General features: G+C 72.6%; 15 protein-coding genes. 3 read left to right on the forward strand and 12 right to left on the reverse strand.

Annotated elements, in window-relative coordinates:
* Positions 1–146: 146 nt before the first annotated feature.
* The 8 genes from ABZ860_RS24970 to thrC all read right to left on the reverse strand — a co-directional run bounded on the left by ABZ860_RS24970 (position 147) and on the right by thrC (position 10,899).
* Positions 147–2,984: a hypothetical protein gene (locus ABZ860_RS24970; protein WP_357224342.1), complete on the reverse strand. Its 2,838-nt coding sequence runs from the start codon at positions 2,982–2,984 to the stop codon at positions 147–149.
* A gap of 144 nt (positions 2,985–3,128) precedes the next feature.
* Positions 3,129–3,737 carry an L-threonylcarbamoyladenylate synthase gene (locus ABZ860_RS24975; RefSeq protein WP_357224345.1) on the reverse strand — a complete coding sequence of 203 codons (609 nt, stop codon included), beginning with the start codon at positions 3,735–3,737 and terminating at the stop codon, positions 3,129–3,131.
* Between the two features lie 104 nt (positions 3,738–3,841).
* Complete coding sequence (gene prmC / locus ABZ860_RS24980; RefSeq protein WP_357224348.1) at positions 3,842–4,696, reverse strand: peptide chain release factor N(5)-glutamine methyltransferase; 855 nt, start codon at positions 4,694–4,696, stop codon at positions 3,842–3,844.
* A gap of 144 nt (positions 4,697–4,840) precedes the next feature.
* Positions 4,841–5,887: a peptide chain release factor 1 gene (gene prfA / locus ABZ860_RS24985; RefSeq protein ID WP_357224350.1), complete on the reverse strand. Its 1,047-nt coding sequence runs from the start codon at positions 5,885–5,887 to the stop codon at positions 4,841–4,843.
* A 107-nt stretch (positions 5,888–5,994) separates the two neighbouring features.
* Entirely contained in the window at positions 5,995–6,213 is a 219-nt protein-coding gene (gene rpmE / locus ABZ860_RS24990; RefSeq protein WP_079317149.1) for a 50S ribosomal protein L31, read from the reverse strand.
* A gap of 255 nt (positions 6,214–6,468) precedes the next feature.
* On the reverse strand, positions 6,469–8,457 hold the full coding sequence (gene rho / locus ABZ860_RS24995) for a transcription termination factor Rho (protein ID WP_357224353.1): 1,989 nt from the start codon (positions 8,455–8,457) through the stop codon (positions 6,469–6,471).
* A 413-nt stretch (positions 8,458–8,870) separates the two neighbouring features.
* Positions 8,871–9,797, reverse strand: a complete 927-nt coding sequence (thrB, locus tag ABZ860_RS25000; protein ID WP_357224355.1) for a homoserine kinase — start codon at positions 9,795–9,797, stop codon at positions 8,871–8,873.
* A 43-nt stretch (positions 9,798–9,840) separates the two neighbouring features.
* Positions 9,841–10,899, reverse strand: coding sequence for a threonine synthase (gene thrC, locus ABZ860_RS25005; protein ID WP_357044286.1), 1,059 nt, complete (start codon positions 10,897–10,899; stop codon positions 9,841–9,843).
* A gap of 187 nt (positions 10,900–11,086) precedes the next feature.
* Between thrC and ABZ860_RS25010 the strand changes: the two genes are divergently transcribed.
* Positions 11,087–12,637: a glycosyltransferase gene (locus ABZ860_RS25010; RefSeq protein WP_357224357.1), complete on the forward strand. Its 1,551-nt coding sequence runs from the start codon at positions 11,087–11,089 to the stop codon at positions 12,635–12,637.
* Between the two features lie 31 nt (positions 12,638–12,668).
* Here ABZ860_RS25010 and ABZ860_RS25015 read toward each other — a convergent pair whose 3' ends face one another.
* The 4 genes from ABZ860_RS25015 to ABZ860_RS25030 form a co-directional block, all read right to left on the reverse strand.
* Complete coding sequence (locus ABZ860_RS25015; protein ID WP_357224359.1) at positions 12,669–14,330, reverse strand: glycosyltransferase; 1,662 nt, start codon at positions 14,328–14,330, stop codon at positions 12,669–12,671.
* Entirely contained in the window at positions 14,327–15,442 is a 1,116-nt protein-coding gene (locus tag ABZ860_RS25020; protein ID WP_357224362.1) for a glycosyltransferase, read from the reverse strand. The genes ABZ860_RS25015 and ABZ860_RS25020 overlap by 4 nt, the downstream gene beginning before the upstream one ends.
* Positions 15,443–15,563: 121 nt before the next feature.
* Complete coding sequence (locus ABZ860_RS25025; RefSeq protein ID WP_357224364.1) at positions 15,564–16,274, reverse strand: polysaccharide deacetylase family protein; 711 nt, start codon at positions 16,272–16,274, stop codon at positions 15,564–15,566.
* A 204-nt stretch (positions 16,275–16,478) separates the two neighbouring features.
* Positions 16,479–17,960, reverse strand: coding sequence for a glycosyltransferase family 39 protein (locus ABZ860_RS25030; protein WP_357224367.1), 1,482 nt, complete (start codon positions 17,958–17,960; stop codon positions 16,479–16,481).
* A gap of 223 nt (positions 17,961–18,183) precedes the next feature.
* On the opposite strand from ABZ860_RS25030, the gene ABZ860_RS25035 reads away from it, so the two are divergent.
* Positions 18,184–19,167, forward strand: coding sequence for a hypothetical protein (locus ABZ860_RS25035; protein ID WP_357224370.1), 984 nt, complete (start codon positions 18,184–18,186; stop codon positions 19,165–19,167).
* Positions 19,161–19,523 carry a GntR family transcriptional regulator gene (locus ABZ860_RS25040; protein ID WP_357224372.1) on the forward strand — a complete coding sequence of 121 codons (363 nt, stop codon included), beginning with the start codon at positions 19,161–19,163 and terminating at the stop codon, positions 19,521–19,523. Before ABZ860_RS25035 ends, ABZ860_RS25040 begins: the two co-directional genes overlap by 7 nt.
* Positions 19,524–19,538: the final 15 nt, after the last annotated feature.

Consider the following 19,538-nt stretch of genomic DNA (forward strand, 5'->3'; position numbering starts at 1 on the left):
ATGCTCTGGCTCGGGAACTCCGGCGGGCCGCCGCCCGGCTCTGCTCATCGGGTCGCCCCGCCCCGCACCGTTCCGGCCTCCTCCTGGCTTGCCCGGGTCCCGGTCCATGACCGATCCCGCCCGAGCGGGAACGTCGCTCGCACGCGTCACTTCTCCGGCTTCCGGATGACGACCTCGACGGCTTCGACGCGGCCGGCGGCCCCGTCGGGCTGGACCTTCCTGGCCACCCAGTCGCCCTCGCCCCACTCCCCTTCCGGGACGCCGACGTCCGGCATGTCCAGGGGCTCGATGTCCCGATGGTGCTCCGCCGGCATGCGCGGCACGGCCTCGTCACCCGAGTGGCGAGCGGGGTAGCTGAGCACGTCGCCGGGCTGGGCGGCGGCGAGTGATCGGGCGTCGGGAGGCGGAGCCTGACCGGTGTCCGGAGTCCTCTCCACGCCGCCGTCGGTCTCCGCGCTGTTCGTTCCGGCGTCATGCGTCGCCGCGCCGTGTAGGCCATGACCATGCGTCCCCGCGCCATGCATGCCGTGACCGTGCGTCCACGCCCCGTGTGAGCCGGCGCCGTGTGAGCCCGCGCCCTGTGAGCCGGCGCCGTGTGAGCCATGCGTCGCCTCGCCGTATGCGCCGGAGGCGTGCGCCGCCGCGCCGTCCCCGGCCGCCCCGATCGCCCCCGTCGCCCCGGTCGCGCCCGTAGCGGAGTCGTTGTCGCACGCTCGCCCGGTCGCCCCGGCCGCGTCGTCGGCCCTGTCGCTCACACCGGCCGTCCCGGTGTGTCCCGTCGTGCCATCGCCACCGGCGCCCGTCGTGCCCGCGGCCCCCACCGTTGCGGCCGGGTGGCCGTCTCCGGCCGCCGTTCCCGCCGCGTGCAGGCTGCCGGTCACCGTGCCGGTGGTGCCCGCGGCGTGCCCGGCGCCGGAAGTGTCCACCGCCTGCAAGCTGCCGGTCACCGTACCCGTCGCGCCCGATGCCGCAGGCGTCGCAGGTGCGGCGTCGGCGGTGCCCGCCGGATGGGCGGTCGCGGTCGCCCCGGGCGCCGCAGGAGCCGAATCGGCCGTACCGGTGGCACCCACCGCGGTCGCCGGATGCGACGTCCCGGTCGTCGTGGCGGCAGCACCCGACGGTTGCGCCGCGCCGGTGGCCGTGGCAGACGTACCTGCCGCCTGTGGCGCACCGCTCGTACCGCCGGCGTCGGCGGTGCCTGCCGGGCGGGCGGTCGCGGTCGCCCCGGGCGCCGCAGGAGCCGAATCGGCCGTACCGGTGGCACCCCCCGCGGTCGCCGGATGCGACGTCCCGGCCGCCGTACCGCTTGCGGCCGTGTCGCCCGTGTACGCATGACCGCCGGCGCTCGCCGTCACCGCGCCGTGGCTCGCGGGAGTCCCCTGCACAGCGTTCGGGTCGCCCGCCGCGAGCGGATCACCGGAGAGGTTGTCGGCGGGCGTGCCGACGTAGGCGCCCATGGGATCGCCGGGCGCGAGGCCGGGTTGCGGAGGCTGGTTCGCCGCCGGGTTGGTCGGCTCGGCGGGTGGCACCAACCCGGGCGGACCGTCCGGGTGCGCACCGGTCGCCGTCTGCGCGTCCACGCCGGGCGTGCCGATCGGCTGGAGGCCCTGCGGGTGCTCGGCGCCGGACTGGTTCATCGGGGTGCTGACGACCTTGACACCGTCGACGACGGTCACCTGCCGGCCGGCGGGATCGATGTCGTCCGGATGATCCTTGCCAGGGGTGTCGTAGATCGCCGAGTCGCTTCCTCCCGTGGAGGGCTGCTCCCCCGCCGCCTTCGAATCGGCCGGCGTCCCCTGCCCCGGATTCTGGTCCTGCCCCTGGGCGACGGGCTGGTAACCGCCGTCGGACCGGCTCTGAGCGACGCCCTGGCTGTCGCCGACGGGCTGCACGTGGCTCGTACCCTGATCCCGGCCCACGACCTGATCGCCTCCGGCAGGCTGGCCCGGACCGGCGGGCTGGTCCTGGCTCACGCCCTGACCCACGCTCTGGCCGTCGCCGACCGGCTGCGTCTGACCTGCGCTCTGGCCCGCCCCCTGGCCGTCGCCGACCGGCTGGCCCTGGCCGGTGGGCTGGTGTCCCTGGGCCGTGGGCTGGTGTCCCTGGCCGCCGCCGGTCGCGCCCGCGTCGCCGGTGCCGTTGGCGCCCGCCTGGCCCGCACCGCCGCCGATCCCCGCGCCGGTCTCGCCGCTCGCACCGGTGGGCGGAGGCGTCCCTGTGCCCGCACCTAGGCCCGTGCCCGCGCCTGTGCCCGTGGCCGTACCGGCGGTGTCGGCGGAGTGGGCCGGACCGTGCGTCGAGGAGGGCATCTGGGCGAGGGAACCTTCGACGGTGCCGTAGGAGGGCTTTTCCGCCAGCTTCCCTTCGGCCACGCCACGCCCACCGCCGTCGCCGTTCGCGCGGGTCGCGCCGTCGGCGGCGCTGTGCGCCCGGTGGGAGGTCTCGCCCTTCGCTGCCGTGCCGGCATCGCCGGAACCATGCGACGACGGGCGGGTGTCGTCCTGTTTGTCGTGCTGCTTGTCGTGGGCCGCGTTGCCCTCGGGCCTGGCGTCCGGCTTCGCGTCCGCCTTGCCGTCGCCCTTGGCATCCGGCTTCGCGTCGGCCTTGTGCTCGTCCGTCTTCGCGTCGGCCTTGTGGTCGGGCTTGTCGCCCTGTGTGCCGGACTTCGGCGCCGGATCGTCCGCCGGCGCGGTGGTGTCCCTCTCCTCGGTGAAGGAGGCTCCGTGGGCCGTGGGTACCTTGCCTGTGCCCTGCTGTTTCTCCTTCTTCTCCAGCAGGGTCACGCGGTTCGTGACGTCCTTGACCATCGTCGAGCACGCGTCGGCCACCTGCGACGGCCGGTGGGTCACGTGCACCGAGACGCCGGCCGTACGCGTCAACTGGGTGACCCGGGCCTCGATGCCGTCCATCTGCTTCGAGGCGTGCTGAACCTCCGACAGCAACTCACGGACGAGCTTCGGATCCATCCCGTCGAGCTTGGCCATGGGCGCGCCTCCACAGAGATATCGGCGCACTTCACGGTAGCCGGGGTGGCATCGGTAAAGAAGACCGATAGCCAGACGGCATCGATCGCCCTGATCAGAGCCGCGACGGCGTCTCACTATGCAAGACGCACGCCCGGATCGCGGTCACTCCTCGGTCGCGAGGTATCCCACGAGGCCGCGGATCTTGTCCACGGGGATCGCGCCCTTGCGCAGCACCCGGGGCACCGCGGTGGTCAGGTCGACGATCGTGGACGGCACGTTCTCGTCGCAGGGGCCGCCGTCGAGGTAGACGTCCACCGAGTCGCCGAGCTGCTCCTCGGCCTCGTCCACCGTGGTCGCCGGCGGGTTGCCGGCCCGGTTGGCGCTGGAGACCGCCATCGGGCCGGTCTCCTTGAGGAGGTCCAGCGCGACCGGGTGCAGCGGCATGCGGACGGCGACCGTTCCCTTGGTGTCGCCGAGGTCCCACGACAGCGACCGGTTGGCCCTGAGGATGAGCGTGAGCGGCCCGGGCCAGAAGGCGTCCACCAGGTCCTGCCCGTACGTCCCGAGGCTCTCCACGAGGGCGTTGGCGGCCCGCACGGTGCCCACGAGGACGGGCACGGGTATGTCCCTGCCCCGGCCCTTCGCCTCCAGCAGCGCGTTGACGGCGGAAGGGGTGAAGGCGTCGGCGCCGATCCCGTAGACGGTGTCGGTGGGAAGCACCACGAGCTCACCCCGCCGTACCGAGGAGGTCGCCTCGGCCAGTCCGGTCATCCGCTCAGTCTGGTCGGCACAGTCAAACCGTCGGCTCACGAAGCCATCCTTCCACGTGTCCCGCCCGGCTCCGCCGCCGCGTGGCCCCCGCCGGGCCGTCGGAGTCAGTCCTGGGTCAGCCGGGCCGTGACGAACCTGTCCCGGCCGGTCAGATCCTGGCGCAACCGCACATCGCGCCAGCCGTTCTCCTCGGCGAACAGCCAGTAGACGGCGTTGCCCTGCTGGTCGGCGTGCTCGACCACGGCGAACCCGCCCGGCCGCAGCAGCCGCCGCGCCGTGCGCTCGACGGCCCTCACCTCGTCCAGCCCGTCCTCCCCCGACCCGTACAGGGCCCGCGAGGGATCGTAGTCGCGCACCTCGGGGTCGCGCGGGATCGCTCCGGGCGGGATGTACGGCGGGTTGGAGATGACCAGGTCCACCTGGCCGTTCAGTTCCGGCAGGCAGTCGGCCAGATCCTCCGGATGCAGGGTGGTGCGGCCCTGGCCGTGTTCGAGGATGTTGCGCTTGGCCCAGCCGTACGCCACGGGGTCGATCTCGACGGCGTGCACCTGCGCCAGCGCGACCTCCTGCGCGATCGACAGTGCGATGGCCCCGGAACCGGTGCCGAGGTCGACCACGACGGGAGAGGCGACGTCCATCTCGCGCAGCCGGTCGATCGCCCAGCCGGCCACGACCTCGGTCTCCGGCCTGGGCACGAACACGCCCGGGCCCACCTCGAGAGAGAGGTAGCGGAAGTAGGCCCGGCCGGTGATGTGCTGCAGCGGCTCGCGAGCCTCGCGCCGGGCGACGCCCTCCCAGAACCGCGCGTCGAAGTCGGCGTCCTTGACCGTGTGCAGCATGCCGCGCGGGACGCCGTGCACGAAGGCCGCGATCTCCTCGGCGTCCGTGCGCGGTGACGGCACTCCCGCCTCGGCGAGCCGGGCGGTGGCGAGGGCGATTTCGTCGAGCAGGAAGGTCATGGTCTCTTACAGCACGGTCGTCGCGGCGTGGCCGGGGAATCGCCGGTCATGGGCGGACGGGCCGCCGGGACGGCCCACGGTCATTCGACGAACCACGTCCACCACCGCTTCTCCCATCGTCCCCTCATCAGGCTCGCCGCGGACTCACGAATGAGCGGCCAGCTTCTCCGCGAGTTCGGCGTCGAGCAAAGCCTGTATCACCGCGTCGAGATCGCCGTCCAGGACTTGGTCCAGGTTGTAGGCCTTGAAGCCCACGCGGTGATCGGAGATGCGGTTCTCCGGGAAGTTGTAGGTGCGGACGCGCTCGGAGCGGTCGACCGTGCGCACCTGCGACTTGCGCTCGGCCATCGCGGCCGCCTCGGCCTCCTCCTGCGCCATCGCGAGCAGCCGGGCGCGCAGGATGCGCAGCGCCGACTCCTTGTTCTGGAGCTGGCTCTTCTCGTTCTGGCAGGAGACGACCACGCCGGTCGGCAGGTGGGTGATCCGCACGGCCGAGTCGGTCGTGTTGACGCTCTGACCGCCGGGCCCGCTGGAGCGGAACACGTCGATACGCAGGTCGTTGGGGTCGATCTGGACGTCGACCTCCTCGGCCTCGGGATAGACGAGCACTCCGGCGGCGGAGGTGTGGATGCGGCCCTGCGACTCGGTCACCGGCACGCGCTGGACGCGGTGCACGCCGCCCTCGAACTTGAGCCGCGACCAGACGCCCTCCCTGCCCTTGATGGCGACGGTGACGTCCTTGTAGCCGCCGAGGTCGGAGTGCTGCGCGTCGATGATCTCGGTCTTGTAGCCGACCCGCTCGGCGTACCTGAGGTACATCCGCAGGAGGTCTCCGGCGAACAGGGCCGACTCCTGGCCGCCCTCGCCCGCCTTGATCTCCATGATGACGTCCTTGTCGTCGTTGGGGTCGCGCGGGACCAGGAGACGGGTGAGCTTCTCCTCCAGCACCGGGATGCGGCTCTCGAGCTCGGCCGCCTCCTCCGCGAACGCCGGGTCCTCCGCCGCCAGCTCGCGCGCGGCCGCGAGGTCCTGCCGTACGCCTTCGAGCTCCCGGTAGGTCGCGACGATCGGCGTGAGGACGGCGTAGCGCTTGCCGTACGTCCGCGCCTTGCTCTGGTCGGCGTGCACGGCGGGGTCGGCGAGCCGCAGTTCCAGATCCGCGTACTCACTCATGATCTCGTCGAGGTTCACCGCACGCTCCTTTGCTCAAGCTCCTCGGTAAAGGCCGTAATCACCAAGAACGCCGACCCGGAGACGCCCCAAGAGAGGGGCGCCCCCGAGCCGGCGTCCTGGAGGAGCTACTTGCTCTGGGCCTTCTTGCCGAAGCGCGCCTCGAAGCGCGCCACCCGGCCACCGGTGTCGAGGATCTTCTGCTTGCCCGTGTAGAAGGGGTGGCAGGCGGAGCAGACGTCGGCGTGGATCACGCCGTTCTTGGCGGTGCTACGCGTGGTGAAGGTGTTCCCGCAGGTGCAGGTCACCTGGGTGACCACGTACTCCGGGTGGATGTCGGGCTTCATGTCTCAGTCCTAACGCTAGGCGCGGTCGCCGGGTCGCTCCGTCTGATACGGCCTGGGCGCATCGGCACACCTGTGATGCGCGGCGCGGGAACCGGTACCGCTGCGGTTCGGCTACCAGTGTGCCAGATCCACCAACCATCCCAGGCCATGGGCTATTCCCGGGGCCGGCCACCGCGGCGGCCGGGGTCGGCGGACCGGCGGATCACGCCGACGCCCCGGACGGCGCGGCCGTCCGGGGCGTCGGTCGAAAGGGCGTCAGTCGCGGTCGTTGCTGACCGTGGTCTTCTGCACCTGGAGCAGGAACTCGGCGTTGGACTTGGTCTCCTTCATCTTCTCGAGAAGGAGCTCCAGCGCCTGCTGCATGTCGAGGGCGTGGAGGACGCGGCGGAGCTTCCAGACGATGGACAGCTCCTCCTTGGCCATGAGGATCTCCTCCTTGCGGGTGCCGGACGCGTCCACGTCCACCGCCGGGAAGATGCGCTTGTCCGCGAGCGACCGGTTGAGCTTGAGCTCCATGTTGCCGGTGCCCTTGAACTCCTCGAAGATGACCTCGTCCATCTTGGAGCCGGTCTCGACGAGAGCCGTGGCGAGGATCGTCAGCGAGCCGCCGTTCTCGATGTTGCGGGCGGCGCCGAAGAACCGCTTCGGCGGGTAGAGCGCGGTCGAGTCGACACCACCGGACAGGATGCGGCCGCTCGCGGGCGCCGCGAGGTTGTACGCGCGTCCGAGACGGGTGATCGAGTCGAGCAGGACGACGACGTCGTGGCCCAGCTCCACCAGGCGCTTGGCCCGCTCGATGGCGAGCTCGGCGACGGTGGTGTGGTCCTCGGCCGGGCGGTCGAAGGTCGAGTGGATGACCTCGCCCTTGACCGACCGCTGCATGTCGGTGACCTCTTCCGGACGCTCGTCCACGAGGACGACCATCAGGTGGCACTCGGGGTTGTTGCGCGTGATCGCGTTGGCGATCGCCTGGAGCACCATGGTCTTGCCGGCCTTGGGCGGCGACACGATCAGGCCGCGCTGGCCCTTGCCGATCGGCGAGACGAGGTCGATGATCCGCGTGGTCAGGACGTTCGGCTCGGTCTCCAGGCGCAGGCGCTCCTGCGGGTAGAGCGGCGTGAGCTTGTTGAAGTCGGGCCGCTGACGGGCCTGCTCCGGGTCCATGCCGTTGACGGTGTCGAGGCGGACGAGGGCGTTGAACTTCTCGCGCCGCTCGCCGTCCCTCGGCTGCCGGACGGCGCCGGTGATGACGTCGCCCTTACGCAGGCCGTTGCGGCGGATCTGGGCGAGCGAGACGTAGACGTCGTTCGAACCCGGAAGATAGCCGCTGGTCCGCACGAAGGCGTAGTTGTCGAGGATGTCCAGGATGCCGGCGATCGGGATCAGGACGTCGTCCTCGCCGATGACCGGCTCGTTGCCCTCGAAGCGGTCGCGCCCACGGCGGCCGCGCTCGCGGAAGCGGCCACGGCGCCCGCGGCCGTCCTCGCCCTGCTGGTCGCCCTTGCCGTCGGCGCGGCTGTCCGTACGGCTGTCGCCGCGCCCGTCGGAGCGGCCGTCACGGCCGTCACGCCCGTCGGCGCGGCTGTCGCCACGGTTGTCGCCGCGGCCCTGCTGGTCACGACGGCCCTGGCCGCCGTCTCCCGCGTCGGCGGCGCGCTGGTCACCGCGCTGGTCACCGCGGCCGTCGCGCTCGCGGCCCCTCTCGCCCCGCTCACCACGCGTGCGGCGCTCGCGGCGGTCGCCGCGCTCGGGCCGCTCGGCGCGGGTCTCGGACTGGGCGGCCTCGGCCTGCGGCTCCGCGACGGCGGCGACGCCGTTCTGCGCGGCCTCGGCGGCCACGGCGGGCGCGGCCTCGACCACGGGACGCTCCTCACGAGCCGCGACGACGGGCTCGGCGGCGGGCGTGGCGGGCGCGGCCTCGGGTGCGGGCGCCGCGGCGGCGCGGGAACGTTCCCGGCGGCCACGGGCAGGGCGCTCGACGACGGCGGGCGCTTCGGCGGCGGCCTTCGGCTCGGCCGCGGTCTCTCCCGATCCGCCCTGCTTCTCCTGGATGGCCGCGATGAGCTGGCTCTTGCGCATCCGTCCGGTCCCCGTGATGCCGAGGCTGGTCGCCAGGGCCTGAAGCTCGGGGAGCACCATGCCAGCCAGGCCGGTGCCGGAGCGACGTCGCGGACGGGCCGGGGCGGAAGTGGGGGTGTCGCCGGCGGCCTGGCCGTCGGAGAGGAGTTCGGTGGTGTCGCTCAACTAAGGGTCCTTCCCAGGGGTCGGGCGCCAGAATCGTGCGTCCAGGCGTCCCGGTGATGCGACCCGGCGGGACAGACCGGGTCGGGCTTCGCGAATCTCATGTGTCGACGACCCTCGGGATTCGCGAGCGGTAGGTGCCCGGGGGCGATCCCCCGGATTGCCGCCACCGACCAGATGTCTTGGTGGTTCGAACGCGCATGTCTCCGAGAACGCCGCCTCCGGCCACGCCACCCGAAGGTGTGCCGACTGGAGGAAACGGTTTCGGGGAAATCGCCCTGCCCGCGTCGAAGGACGCGAGGCGAAGTGCAGCGATGTGCGAATGACAAGCACGCACCCAACACGGGGGCACCTGGTGCGGCTATCAGCCTAACATCACCAGCGCGCACAGCTATTCCCTGAAGGTCGAAGAAGCATCAGCGTGTCTCGGGAAACCGAACGTACGCACCAAGCGGGTCGACGTTCATTGGCTGGATGTGCCAGTCATTACCCACTTCTGGCGCGATCAAATCCTTGGTGTCCCGTGTCGTCAACGCGAGAACCGTCGGACCGGCCCCCGAGACGACGGCGGGCACCCCGGCCTCGCGGAGCCGTCGCACCAGCTCAGCGGTGCGGGGCATCGCGGGAGCGCGGTACCTCTGGTGCAGGCGGTCTTCTGTGGCGGCGAGCAGGAGATCGGGTTCCGGTCTCTGCGTGAGCGCCGCGACGAGCAGAGCCGCCCGCCCCGCGTTGGCCGCCGCGTCCGAATGCGGTACGTCCTTCGGCAGCAGCCCCCGAGCCTCCTCCGTGGACAACCGGAAATCCGGGATCAACACCACCGGCCGGACGTCCTCGTGCGGAGTCAGTTTCACCATACTCGCCGTCCCCGACTGGTCGGTCCAGGCGATGGTGAGACCGCCCGCCAGGCACGGCGCCACGTTGTCGGGATGCCCCTCCAGCTCCGTGGCCAGCGCGAACACCTCGGCGTCCGGCAGATCCCCCGCGCCCCGCCCGCGTACGAGGGCGCGGGCCGCGAGGATGCCGGCGCAGATCGCCGCCGACGACGAGCCGAGCCCGCGCGCGTGCGGAATGCGGTTGCGGCAGCGCAGCGCGATGCCGTCCGGCTGGGCGAACCCCATGCGGTCGAACGTCGCGCGCATCGTCGTGACGACGAGGTGGCCCTCGCCCTCGTCCAGCTCACCGGCGCCCTGGCCCTCCACGAGGATCCGCACGCCGGGCGAGCCGGAGATCTCGGCCTCCACCTCGTCGTACAGGTCGAGCGCGAGGCCGAGGCTGTCGAAACCGGGGCCGAGGTTGGCGCTCGTCGCCGGCACGCGGACGACGACACCGTGACTGTCCGTCAATTCGTCACCTGAACCCTTTGATGGGCGGGAATGAGAGGGCCGGTCAGGCGAGTCCCAGCGCGGCCGCGGCGGCGTAGGCGTCGATCGGGATCGTCACGGGCGCCGGGGCGCCGGAGATGGCCCAGTCGGGGTCCTTCAGGCCGTTGCCGGTCACGGTGCACACGACCCGCTGCCCTGGCGTGAGCAGGCCCTGCTCGTGCGCCTGGAGCAGACCGGCGACGCTCGCGGCGGAGGCGAGCTCGACGAAGACGCCCTCCTCCTGCGCGAGCAGCTTGTACGCCGCGGCGATCTGGCGGTCGGTCACGGCCTGGATGTCGCCGCCGGACTCGTCGCGCGCGGCCTCGGCGAGCCGCCAGGAGGCGGGGTTGCCGATCCTGATCGCCGTGGCGATCGTCTGCGGATGCGTAACGGGGCTGCCGCCGACCAGCGGCGCCGCGCCGCTCGCCTGGAATCCCAGCATGCGCGGCCGCTTGGTGGCGACGCCGTCGTCGGCGTACTCCTTGTAGCCCATCCAGTAGGCCGAGATGTTGCCGGCGTTGCCGACGGGGATGCAGTGGACGTCGGGCGCGTCGCCGAGGGCGTCGACGACCTCGAAGGCCGCGGTCTTCTGGCCCTGCAGGCGGTGCGGGTTGACGGAGTTGACCAGCGCGATCGGGTAGGTCTCCGCGAGCTTCCTGGTCATCTCCAGGCAGTCGTCGAACGAGCCCTCGACCTGGAGCAGCCTGGCGCCGTGGACCAGGGCCTGGGCGAGCTTGCCCATCGCGATCTTCCCGCGCGGCACGAGGACGGCGCAGGTCAGTCCGGCCCGCACGGCGTAGGCGGCGGCCGAGGCGCTGGTGTTCCCGGTGGACGCGCAGATGACCGCCTGGGCGCCCTCCTCGACGGCCTTGCTGATCGCCACGGTCATGCCGCGATCCTTGAAGCTGCCGGTCGGGTTGAGGCCCTCGACCTTGAGATGGACGTCACAGCCCGTGATCTGGGACACCCGCCTGGCCGGGACGAGCGGCGTGCCGCCCTCGAGCAGGGTCACCACGGGCGTCGTCGTGGAGACCGGCAGACGGTCGCGGTACTCCTCGATCAGGCCACGCCAAGCCCTGAACATTGGTCGCTCCTCCCACGCGCGCATACGCGTGTCACCAGGGGTATCGGTCACCGAGTCTACGGCCAACCGTTTGACGTGCGGACTCCGTTGTCCACCAAATGGACATATTGGGCGTCACCTTAGGGAACCGTCAGTGGGTTTCGCTAGTGTGGACCAACCCTTTGACCATCGCTGTGAAGGACGAGGATTGGCCCACCTGACGGGCGTGGAGCCCCGGCCGAGGATTCGCCACAACGACTACTCTCCGCTCACGCCGCCGCCCATCGGCGGCTGGACGCCCACGCTCGGCGCGAGCGTCGTCATCCCCGCGCACGGCGGGCAGCACCGCCTCGATCTGACGCTCGCCGCGCTGGCCGCGCAGACCTATCCCGCGCACCTCACCGAGGTGATCGTGGTGGACGACCGCAGTGATCCTCCGCTGCGCCTGCCCGAACTGCGGCCCGACAACACCCGCGTCGTGGTCGTGCCGCCCGGCGGATGGGGCGCCGGGCACGCGATGAACGCCGGCATCGCGGCGGCCGAGGGCGAGATCGTGCAGCGTCTCGACGCCGACATGGTGATCTCGCGGGACCACCTGGAGGCGCTGTTCCGGTGGCATCACCTCACCGACTACCTCGTCACCATCGGCGGCAAGAAGTTCGCCGAGGAGCCGGCCCTCACCCCCGGGCAGGTGCACGAGGCCGTACGGCACGGCTCGCCCGAGGACCTGTTCGACCCGTCCGCCCTGGTGTCCAGCTCGACCGAGGAGACCATCCGCCGCCTCGACGGCCTGCGGGCCAGCAAGAACCCCTACCAGGTCTGCACCGGCCCGACGGTCTCCCTGCGGCGGGCCCTGCTGGAGGAGGTCCGGGGCTTCGATCCCGAGGTGGTGCGCGGCCAGGACACCGAGTTCGCCTACCGGCTCGCGCAGGCGGGGGCGGTGTTCGTTCCCGACGTGGAGGCCCGCGCCGTGCATCTCGGCCTGCCGGCCCAGCGCGGTGAACACGGCAAGTCGATCGTCCGGCTCGTCGAGGCCCACCTGGCGCACCGGGTCCCGCTCCGCCGCGACCTGCGCAAGGAGCCCGGCCGGCGCTGGCTCGTCCCGTACGTCGAGGTCGTCTTCGACGTGACCGGGGCGGACGAGCGGCGGATCGTCGCGGCGGTCGACGCGGTGCTGCGGGGCACGCTCACCGACGTCGTGGTGACGCTGGCCGGTCCCTGGTCGCCGCTCGAAGGCGGACGCAGGTGGGCGCCGGGGACCGAGGCGTTCGACCTCGCCCTGGTCAGGGCGGCGTTCGGGCACGACGCGCGGGTGCGGTTCGCGGAACGGGCGGCGCCGACCGCCGCGCCCGTCCCCTTCCGCTACACCGCGCCCGTCGACGCCCCTCCGGCTCCGGCGCTGCTGGAGCGGGCGGTCAAGGCGATGCTGGAGGAGCGCATCGGCATGCTGGTCCTGGACCTGCCCGGCGGGGGCACGGCCGCCCTGGAGCGGACCGAGGCCGTCGCGCGCGCCCGCAGGCTCGCCGCGCCGGGCGAGGACCCGGCCGATGTGATCGCCCAGACCCACGGCGTGCGGCACGCGGCGGCGAGCGAGTTCGAGGAGCTTCCCAGGACTCCGGCGAAACCGGCCGCGCCCGCCGCGGAGCAGACCGCCCGGAAACCGGCAACACCGCAGGCCGCCGTGAAACCGGCCGCGGCGCACGTCCCCGAGCCGGAGGCCGCACCGGCGCGCCGCCGCGGCCTGTTCCGCCGCTCCTGACCCGTCGGTGGCCGGCGGCGGCGCAGGGCGGTCAGGTCTTCTTGAACGTGAAGGGCCGGCTGAGGCCCCGGGCGATGCCACGCAGACCCCGGGCGCGGTGCAGCGCCGAGACCTGCCCGCGCAGCGCCGAGACCTGCCGCCGCAGGGTGCCGATCTCCCGGCGGAACTCGACGGCGGACTTGCGCCACCGCGTCGCCTCGTCGCGCCATCTGGTCACCTGTCCGCGCAGCCGTTCGACCTCCTTGGTCAGCCGCTCGACCTCGGCCTGCGCCTGCACCCGCTTGCGGTAGGCGGCGCGGGGATTGAGATAGGCCGGGGCCTCCTCGGCGGTCCGGAAGCCCGAGGTCTCGCCGTCGACCCAGTAGGTGCCGAACATCTCGTCCACGGCGTCGTCGAGGTCCTCGCCCTCCTCGGCGACGAGGGCGGCCCGGGAGAACGCCTCGGTGCGCTCCAGGCGGGCGGCGGTGACGCCTTCGGGGCCCTCGGCCAGGAGCACGCTCACCAGCCCGCGCTCCCGTCCGCGCAGCACGTCGAGCAGCCGGCCGAGGCTGTCCTCCTCGGGCACCCAGCCGGGCGGGATGCGCAGCCGGTACGGCGACCGGGTGTCGGACGCCGCCGTGGCCAGCCGCACCCGGCCCTCGTGGGTGTAGTGGGCCCGCAGCAGCACGAGATCGAGGCGCGGATCCTTGAGCGGGGCGCGCTGCTCGGGCGCGAGCTCGTCCCAGGGACCGGTCAGCACCACGGCGAGGTCGGTCACCGTGCCGGCCAGCACGCCGTCCACGGTCGCCCTGACGTCGTCGTACGATCCCGCGGTGGCGTCCACGAGGACCTCCACCTGCGGCACCTTCCACTGCCGCGAAGGATGGGTGCGCAGCCACCGGTAGCCGGGGACGCGGTCGGTGACCAGGGCGTGGCTGACCCGGCTGATCGGCGCGCTGTCGCGCATGCGCATGGACGGGCCCAGGTGGTAGGCCCTGGCCTGCGGGTCGGGGATGAAGACCGCGCCCGCCTGCGCCAGCCGGTAGCCCATCTCGGTGTCCTGGCCGAGGATCATGTCGGGGTCCATCGGCCCGGCCCGCTCGAACAGCCGGGCGGAGACCGACGACGCGCCGCCGATGTGGATGCTGAACGGCCGCGGCGACCGGGTCAGCCCGTCCGACCGCTGCACCAGGTCCTCGATCCAGGCGTGCGGCTCGGCCGGCTCGAAGAGGCTCGCCAGGTCCTCGGCTCCCGCGACGTCCGCGGGGCCGGGCAGCGGAGCGGTGGTGAAGCGCAGGTAGGAGGTGACCGACAGGTAGGGCGCGAGGTGGTGCCAGCGCATGTGCGCCTCCACCTCCTCCGGTTCGGGGACGACGTCGGAGTCCATCCAGTGGATGACGTCGCCCGTCGCGGCGGCCAGCCCGGTGTTGCGCGCCCTCGCCCGGCCCGGCGCCGCGCAGACCAGCAGCCGCGTGTCGCGGGGCCGGATCTCCGGAAGGCGCAGCGGCGGCTCGCTGCCGTTGTCGACCACGATCACTTCGAGCAGGTCGGCCGGGTACGTCTGCCTGGCCAGCCCGGCGAGCGTGAGGTCGAGCTTGGCCTGGTCGGCGTACGCGGGGATGACCACGCTGACCCGCAGGCGGGGCGTCCACGACGACCCGAGGGCGGGCGGCCGGAGGACGGTGTAGTCATTTCCCCTGATACGTAGCGTCATGGTGCTTCCACAATCACACTCGGGCGAAAGCCGCGCCATTGGTACGCGGCCACTCGCAGAAAGTGGGCAAGAGGAAGGTTCCAGGTGTGGTCGGCCCCGACCGATCGCCGCAGGACGTAGCCCAGGCCGTGGGTGCGGTAGACGCGGCCGCCGACCGCGTCGACCGCGCGCAGGAGGTGCGCGTCCTCCCCGCGGTCCAGCGGCCCGAAGCCGCCGGCCTGCTCGAAGATCTCGCGGCCGAGCAGGATCGTGCCGCCCGCCACGTGGTCGGCCCACACCTCGCTGCTGTAGTCGACGCGGCGGATCGTCGTGTGGAGGGGCTGGAGGTAGAAGAACTCCGGCGCGGTCCCGACCAGCTCCGCCCCGGAATAGGCCATGGCGAGCAGCAGGTCGGCCAGGTGCTCGGGGCCGTACCAGTCGTCGTCGTCCCATTTGGCGATGATGCCGGTCGACGCCCGTGCCGCCGCCGTGTTGAGCACCGTCCCGAGCGGCGCGTCCGGATCGGCCTCGACCACCGTTATCGGATGGGGGAACCGCTCGACCTCCTCGCGCACCCGCTCGGCGGGGAACCCGTGCAGGGCGACGATCGCCTCCAGACCGACGCCGCGCTGGCGGGCGAGCTGCCGCAGCGCGTGGCCGACGTAGTGGGGCCGCCGCGTGGCCATGACGACGGTCACCGGGGCGAGGCCGGTGCCGACGCCCGCGGCCCGCAGCGCGTGCCTGCGCAGGCGCACGCTGTGCTCCTCCCTGCGCAGGTCGGCGACCGAGTCGGGCCTGCCGTCGTCGGCCTCGGGGGTCCAGGCCGCGGCCAGGCCGGCGAGCACGGGATCGGCCTCACGCACCCACCCCGGCGGGTCGTGACAGGTGAGCGGCACCCCCGCGGCGGCCAGGCCGGCGACGGCGTGCAGCGCCTCGGCGGCGGGTTCCTCCGGCCACTGCACCCGAAGCCCGCGCAGCGGCCGGAGGGCGGCGACGTCGGCGGCCTGCAGGGGGACGGCCAGCGGCCGGTCTTCCACCGTCCACCGGTCGTCGCTCCAGGACAGCGTCGCGGTCTCCTCGGCGGGGCTGCGCGTGAAGCCGTACGGCGAGCACATGCCGGTCGTCACCGTCACGGTGTCCCTCCCGCGCGTCCGTTTTACAGGCTGGTGAACTTTTATCAGCCGAACCTTGTGAATCCCTGTGACCGTCGTGGTCGCCCTGACGACTCGCTGTGACCTGGCGCGGCAGGCGGGATCACGGGACGGGCGAAACGCCCCCGCCGACGATGTCGCCCATCGTCCTCACGTCGATCTTCTTGGCCTTCCGCTGCCGGGCCACCCAGTCGATGAAGGCGGCGAACTCCTTGGGCGCCGTCGCGTACTCGTCCCGCGGGCCGTTCTTGATCTCATGGAAGACGAAGGTCACCACGCCGGGGTCGTCCTCATGCTGGGCGCGGGTGACGAACTCACGCAGCGTGCGGGCCGTACGCGGCAGGCGGGTCTGGCTCGTGGCGCGTACGGCTGCGGGGTCCGCGGGCGGGATCGTCTCGGTGACCGGGCAGGCCTGGCAGCTGTCCGGCCGGTACAGGCCGTTGATGTCGCGCGCGCTGTTGTAGCCGCAGCTCATCGCGATCCGCTTGCCCGACTCGTCGAAGGCGCCGAACGGATAGGCGAACGAGCGCACGGCGAAGCCCAGCTTCAGCAGCGCCCGCCTGTCGTCGCAGATCTCCGTCTGCTGCGCGGCGTCGAACAGCTCCGGCAGATGCGGATGGTGGAGGGTGTGGCCGCCGATCTCGTGGCCCTCCTTCGCGATGGCCCGCAGCGCTGCCACGCTCAGGAAGCCGCGCCTGCCGAGGCGGCCGCTGTTGATGTAGAAGGTGCCCTTGAGGCCGCGCCTGCTCAGCATCCTGGCGACGGCGAGATGGTCGGCCGTGCCGTCGTCGAAGGTGAGGACCACGGTCGGCACCCCGGCCGCCCGCGCTCCCTGATGTGTCGTGTGCGCGGGGGCCGCTGCCGCGGCCGGGTGCTGGAGTCCCGCGATCGACGCCGCGGTTAGGAGACAGGCCGGCAGAAGTCTCTTCACCGTAAGTCGCATGGAGAGAAACTTTACTCACAATTGGCAATTACTCTTGCGCGTGATGTCCAACCGTAATGAAACGGTCCACAGCTCTCAGCCCTTGCCGCGGACGCGCTCGAACAGCGCGACGGTCAGTCCCGGCAGTTCCGCGGAGTGCCAGGCCGTCGAGAGGCGGTATCCGGCCGCGCGGACGGCGGCCACCTTGGGGATCTTCTTGCCCGTCAGCCCGGCCTGCTTCGTCCCCCGCCAGACCACCCAGACCCGGCGGCGCCCGGCCAGGGCCTCGGCGAGGTCGTCCCGCTCCGCGTACTCGAAGCCCGGGCCCGGTCCGCTGAGGAGCACGTCCTCGGGAAGTCCCTCGCGGCCGTAGTAGACGAAGCCGGTGCGCAGCCGGCTCTGGCCGTACACGATCGCGTCGCCGGGGCGCTCCCGGGCCCGGATCACCCCGACCGCGCCGGGGAAGTCGTCGTAGTGGCCGTTGCGCTGCCGGTAGTCGGCCTGCGCGGGCAGCCCCAGCAGCGCGACGGCGAGGACGACGGGCGTGCAGACCAGCGCGAAGGGGAGGGGGGCCAGGCGGACCGAGGCCAGGGCCACGCCTCCCGCCAGGGCCAGGGCGGGCGCCGTGACGAACACATAACGGTCCACATAAGCCGGGGTCACCAGCGCGTCGATCACGAGAAGCAACACGGGCGGGAGGACGAGCCAGCCGCCGGCGAGGACGCCCCAGGGGACCGACCTGCGCAGCAGGATCACCACTCCCACGACGGCGAGGGCGAACAGCGGCGGCCCGGCGAGGTCGGAGCCCGCCGCGTGCTTGGGGAACTTCAGCAGCACGTCGGGCCCGTGCGGCTGGATCCAGCTGATCGCGTGGCGCTCGCCCCAGCCCACCAGGGCGAGGACCGCGAGGGGGACGCACCCCACCACCGTCGCGGGGACGATCCTGGTCAGGAACGTACGGCGGGGCAGGACGAGCAGCGCGGCCAGGAACTGGGCCGGGAGCACCAGGACCGAGAACAGGTGCGTGCAGCCGAGCAGCGCCACCGACGCCGCGTACCAGCGGATCCGGGCGCCTGTGGGCGCCTCGGCCACCCGGTGCAGCGCCCAGGCGGAGACGACGGCCGCCGCCGCCGCGAACGCGTACGGCCGGGCGTTGGCGCCGTGATAGGACACCGACGGCAGCACGGCGAACAGCGCCGCGGCCAGCACGCCCGCCCGAGGACCGGCCAGCCGGCGGCCGAGGTCGGCCAGGAAGCCCGCCGCCACGCCGGCCGCGAGGGCCGAGGGCAGGCGCAGCCACCACTCGGCCTCCCCCAGCCATGACCAGACGTGGATGAGCAGGTAGTAGGGCAGGAAGTGGCCGTCGATCTGCTGGACGAGTCCCCACAGCCCGCTCAGCGGCCGGGCCACCGCGGCGCTGTAGGTCGCCACCTCGTCGGCCGACAGCGACGCCGTGGTGCCGGAGACGGCGACACAGGTGGCCAGCAGGCCCGCGAGCAGCGGCGTCCAGCGGGGCCAGTCCTTCCTTTCGGCGCCCGTCCCCTGGCCGGACGTCCGGACCGCCTCGCCCGTAACCACGCTTCCCCCTACAGAACTGATCATCTCGGCGACATCAAGGACATCGAACACGCACGGACACGCGGATCGGCGGGCCGTTATCCGATCGAGTCGTTGCCCCGCCGGTCTCCCGAAGCCATCCGTTCCGGACATGCCGGGCTCCACCGTACGAGATCTCAGCGGGGACTCCCCGCGAAACTGTTTGATTGTTATAGTGACACTCAAACAGTTTGGGAGGTGGCTCGTGTACGACTCCCCCCAGTACGACGCCGGGCGACCCGGCCGGCCGCGCCGCCTGGTCCTGACCGTCCTGCCACCGCTTCTCGCCCTCCTCTTTCTCCTCCTGCTCTTCGCCGTCTTCCGGGACCGGCTGCCCGCCCGGGCCTACGTCTCCGATTGGGAGCCGCGGTACGCGCCTGGATGGGGTCAGTGGCTGAGGTCGGCCGCCCTCTCCGCGGGAGCCTTCGAGGTGGTGTTCCTCGCCGCGTTCACGCGCTACTGGCGCTGGCCCGGGTTGCAGCGCTGGTTGGTCGCGTGTTCCCTCGCCACGAGCGTCTCGATGGCGGCGGGGAACGGTGTCGCGGTGACGGCACTGATCGACTCCGCGGGGCCCACGGCCCTGCCGGCGTGGCAGGCTCCGGCCGAAATCGCCCTCACCCTTCTCGGAGGCGTCGCGGGCTGGTGGCTGGCGGGTCCCCTGCCGCCCTCCCCCGGCGCGCGCACCGCACCGCCCCGGGGAGTGCCCTTGCTGCCGCTCGCGCCGGCCCAGCGGGCCGTCTACGCCGTGTCCGCCTGGTATCCACGCTCGCTCCTGCAGGGGGCGGCGATGCTCGCCTTCGGCTGGTTCGGGCTCTTCAATCTGTCACGCTCCTGGCAGGGGACGGTGCTGATGGGGCTGATGGGGCTCATCGCGGTCCTCTCGGCGCGCACCCGGCTCCGCATCGACGGCAGCGGCGTCGAGGTCAGCCTGCCGGGGCTCGGCGGCCTGCGGCGGGTCGTGCCGTACGACACGGTGCTCTTCGCCTCGGTGCGGCCGGAGGCGTCCGGCAGGGGGCTCGGCATGATCGGAAGCAGCAAGGGGTGGGGATACGTGAGCGGCCGTGGGCCTGTGCTGGCGCTGCGGCTCACGGACGGGCGGGAGTTCCTGTACTCGACCCGCGACGCCGAGGCGGCCGCCGCGCTGGTCAACGCGTCCCTCGTCCGCGCCAGGGGAGCCGCCGAGTGCTGATCGTCGTCGACCCGTCCTCCGCTCAGCCCCTGGCCGACCAGGTGGCGGCCTCGGTGCGCGCGGCGGTCGCCAGGGGCGCGGCGGTCCCCGGCGACAAGCTGCCGTCGGCTCGGGCCGTCGCGGCGGCGCTCGGCATCAACCTGCACACCGTGCTGCGCGGCTACCAGCAGCTGCGCGACGAGGGCCTGGTCGAGCTGCGCCGGGGCCGCGCCGCGACGATCACCGATCTCGCGGCCGAGGGCGGCCTCCTGCGCCTGCGCGAGGCCGCCGAGGAGTTCGCCGGGGCCGTGCGGCACCTCGGGGCCTCAGAGGAGGAGGCCCTCGACGCGGTCCGCAGAGCCCTGGCCGAACGCTGATCCGCCCCTCGCCCA

Source organism: Microbispora sp. NPDC046973 (assembly GCF_040644495.1).
Classification (GTDB): Bacteria; Actinomycetota; Actinomycetes; order Streptosporangiales; family Streptosporangiaceae; genus Microbispora.

What these genes read in the sequence shown, in the direction of transcription:
- rpmE (WP_079317149.1), bottom strand. Translation starts at nt 6,213, where the DNA reads ATGAAGCCCGACATCCACCCGGAGTACGTGGTCACCCAGGTGACCTGC.
- prmC (WP_357224348.1), bottom strand. Translation starts at nt 4,696, where the DNA reads ATGACCTTCCTGCTCGACGAAATCGCCCTCGCCACCGCCCGGCTCGCC.
- thrC (WP_357044286.1), bottom strand. Translation starts at nt 10,899, where the DNA reads ATGTTCAGGGCTTGGCGTGGCCTGATCGAGGAGTACCGCGACCGTCTG.
- ABZ860_RS25015 (WP_357224359.1), bottom strand. Translation starts at nt 14,330, where the DNA reads ATGACGCTACGTATCAGGGGAAATGACTACACCGTCCTCCGGCCGCCC.
- ABZ860_RS24975 (WP_357224345.1), bottom strand. Translation starts at nt 3,737, where the DNA reads ATGACCGGACTGGCCGAGGCGACCTCCTCGGTACGGCGGGGTGAGCTC.
- ABZ860_RS24970 (WP_357224342.1), bottom strand. Translation starts at nt 2,984, where the DNA reads ATGGCCAAGCTCGACGGGATGGATCCGAAGCTCGTCCGTGAGTTGCTG.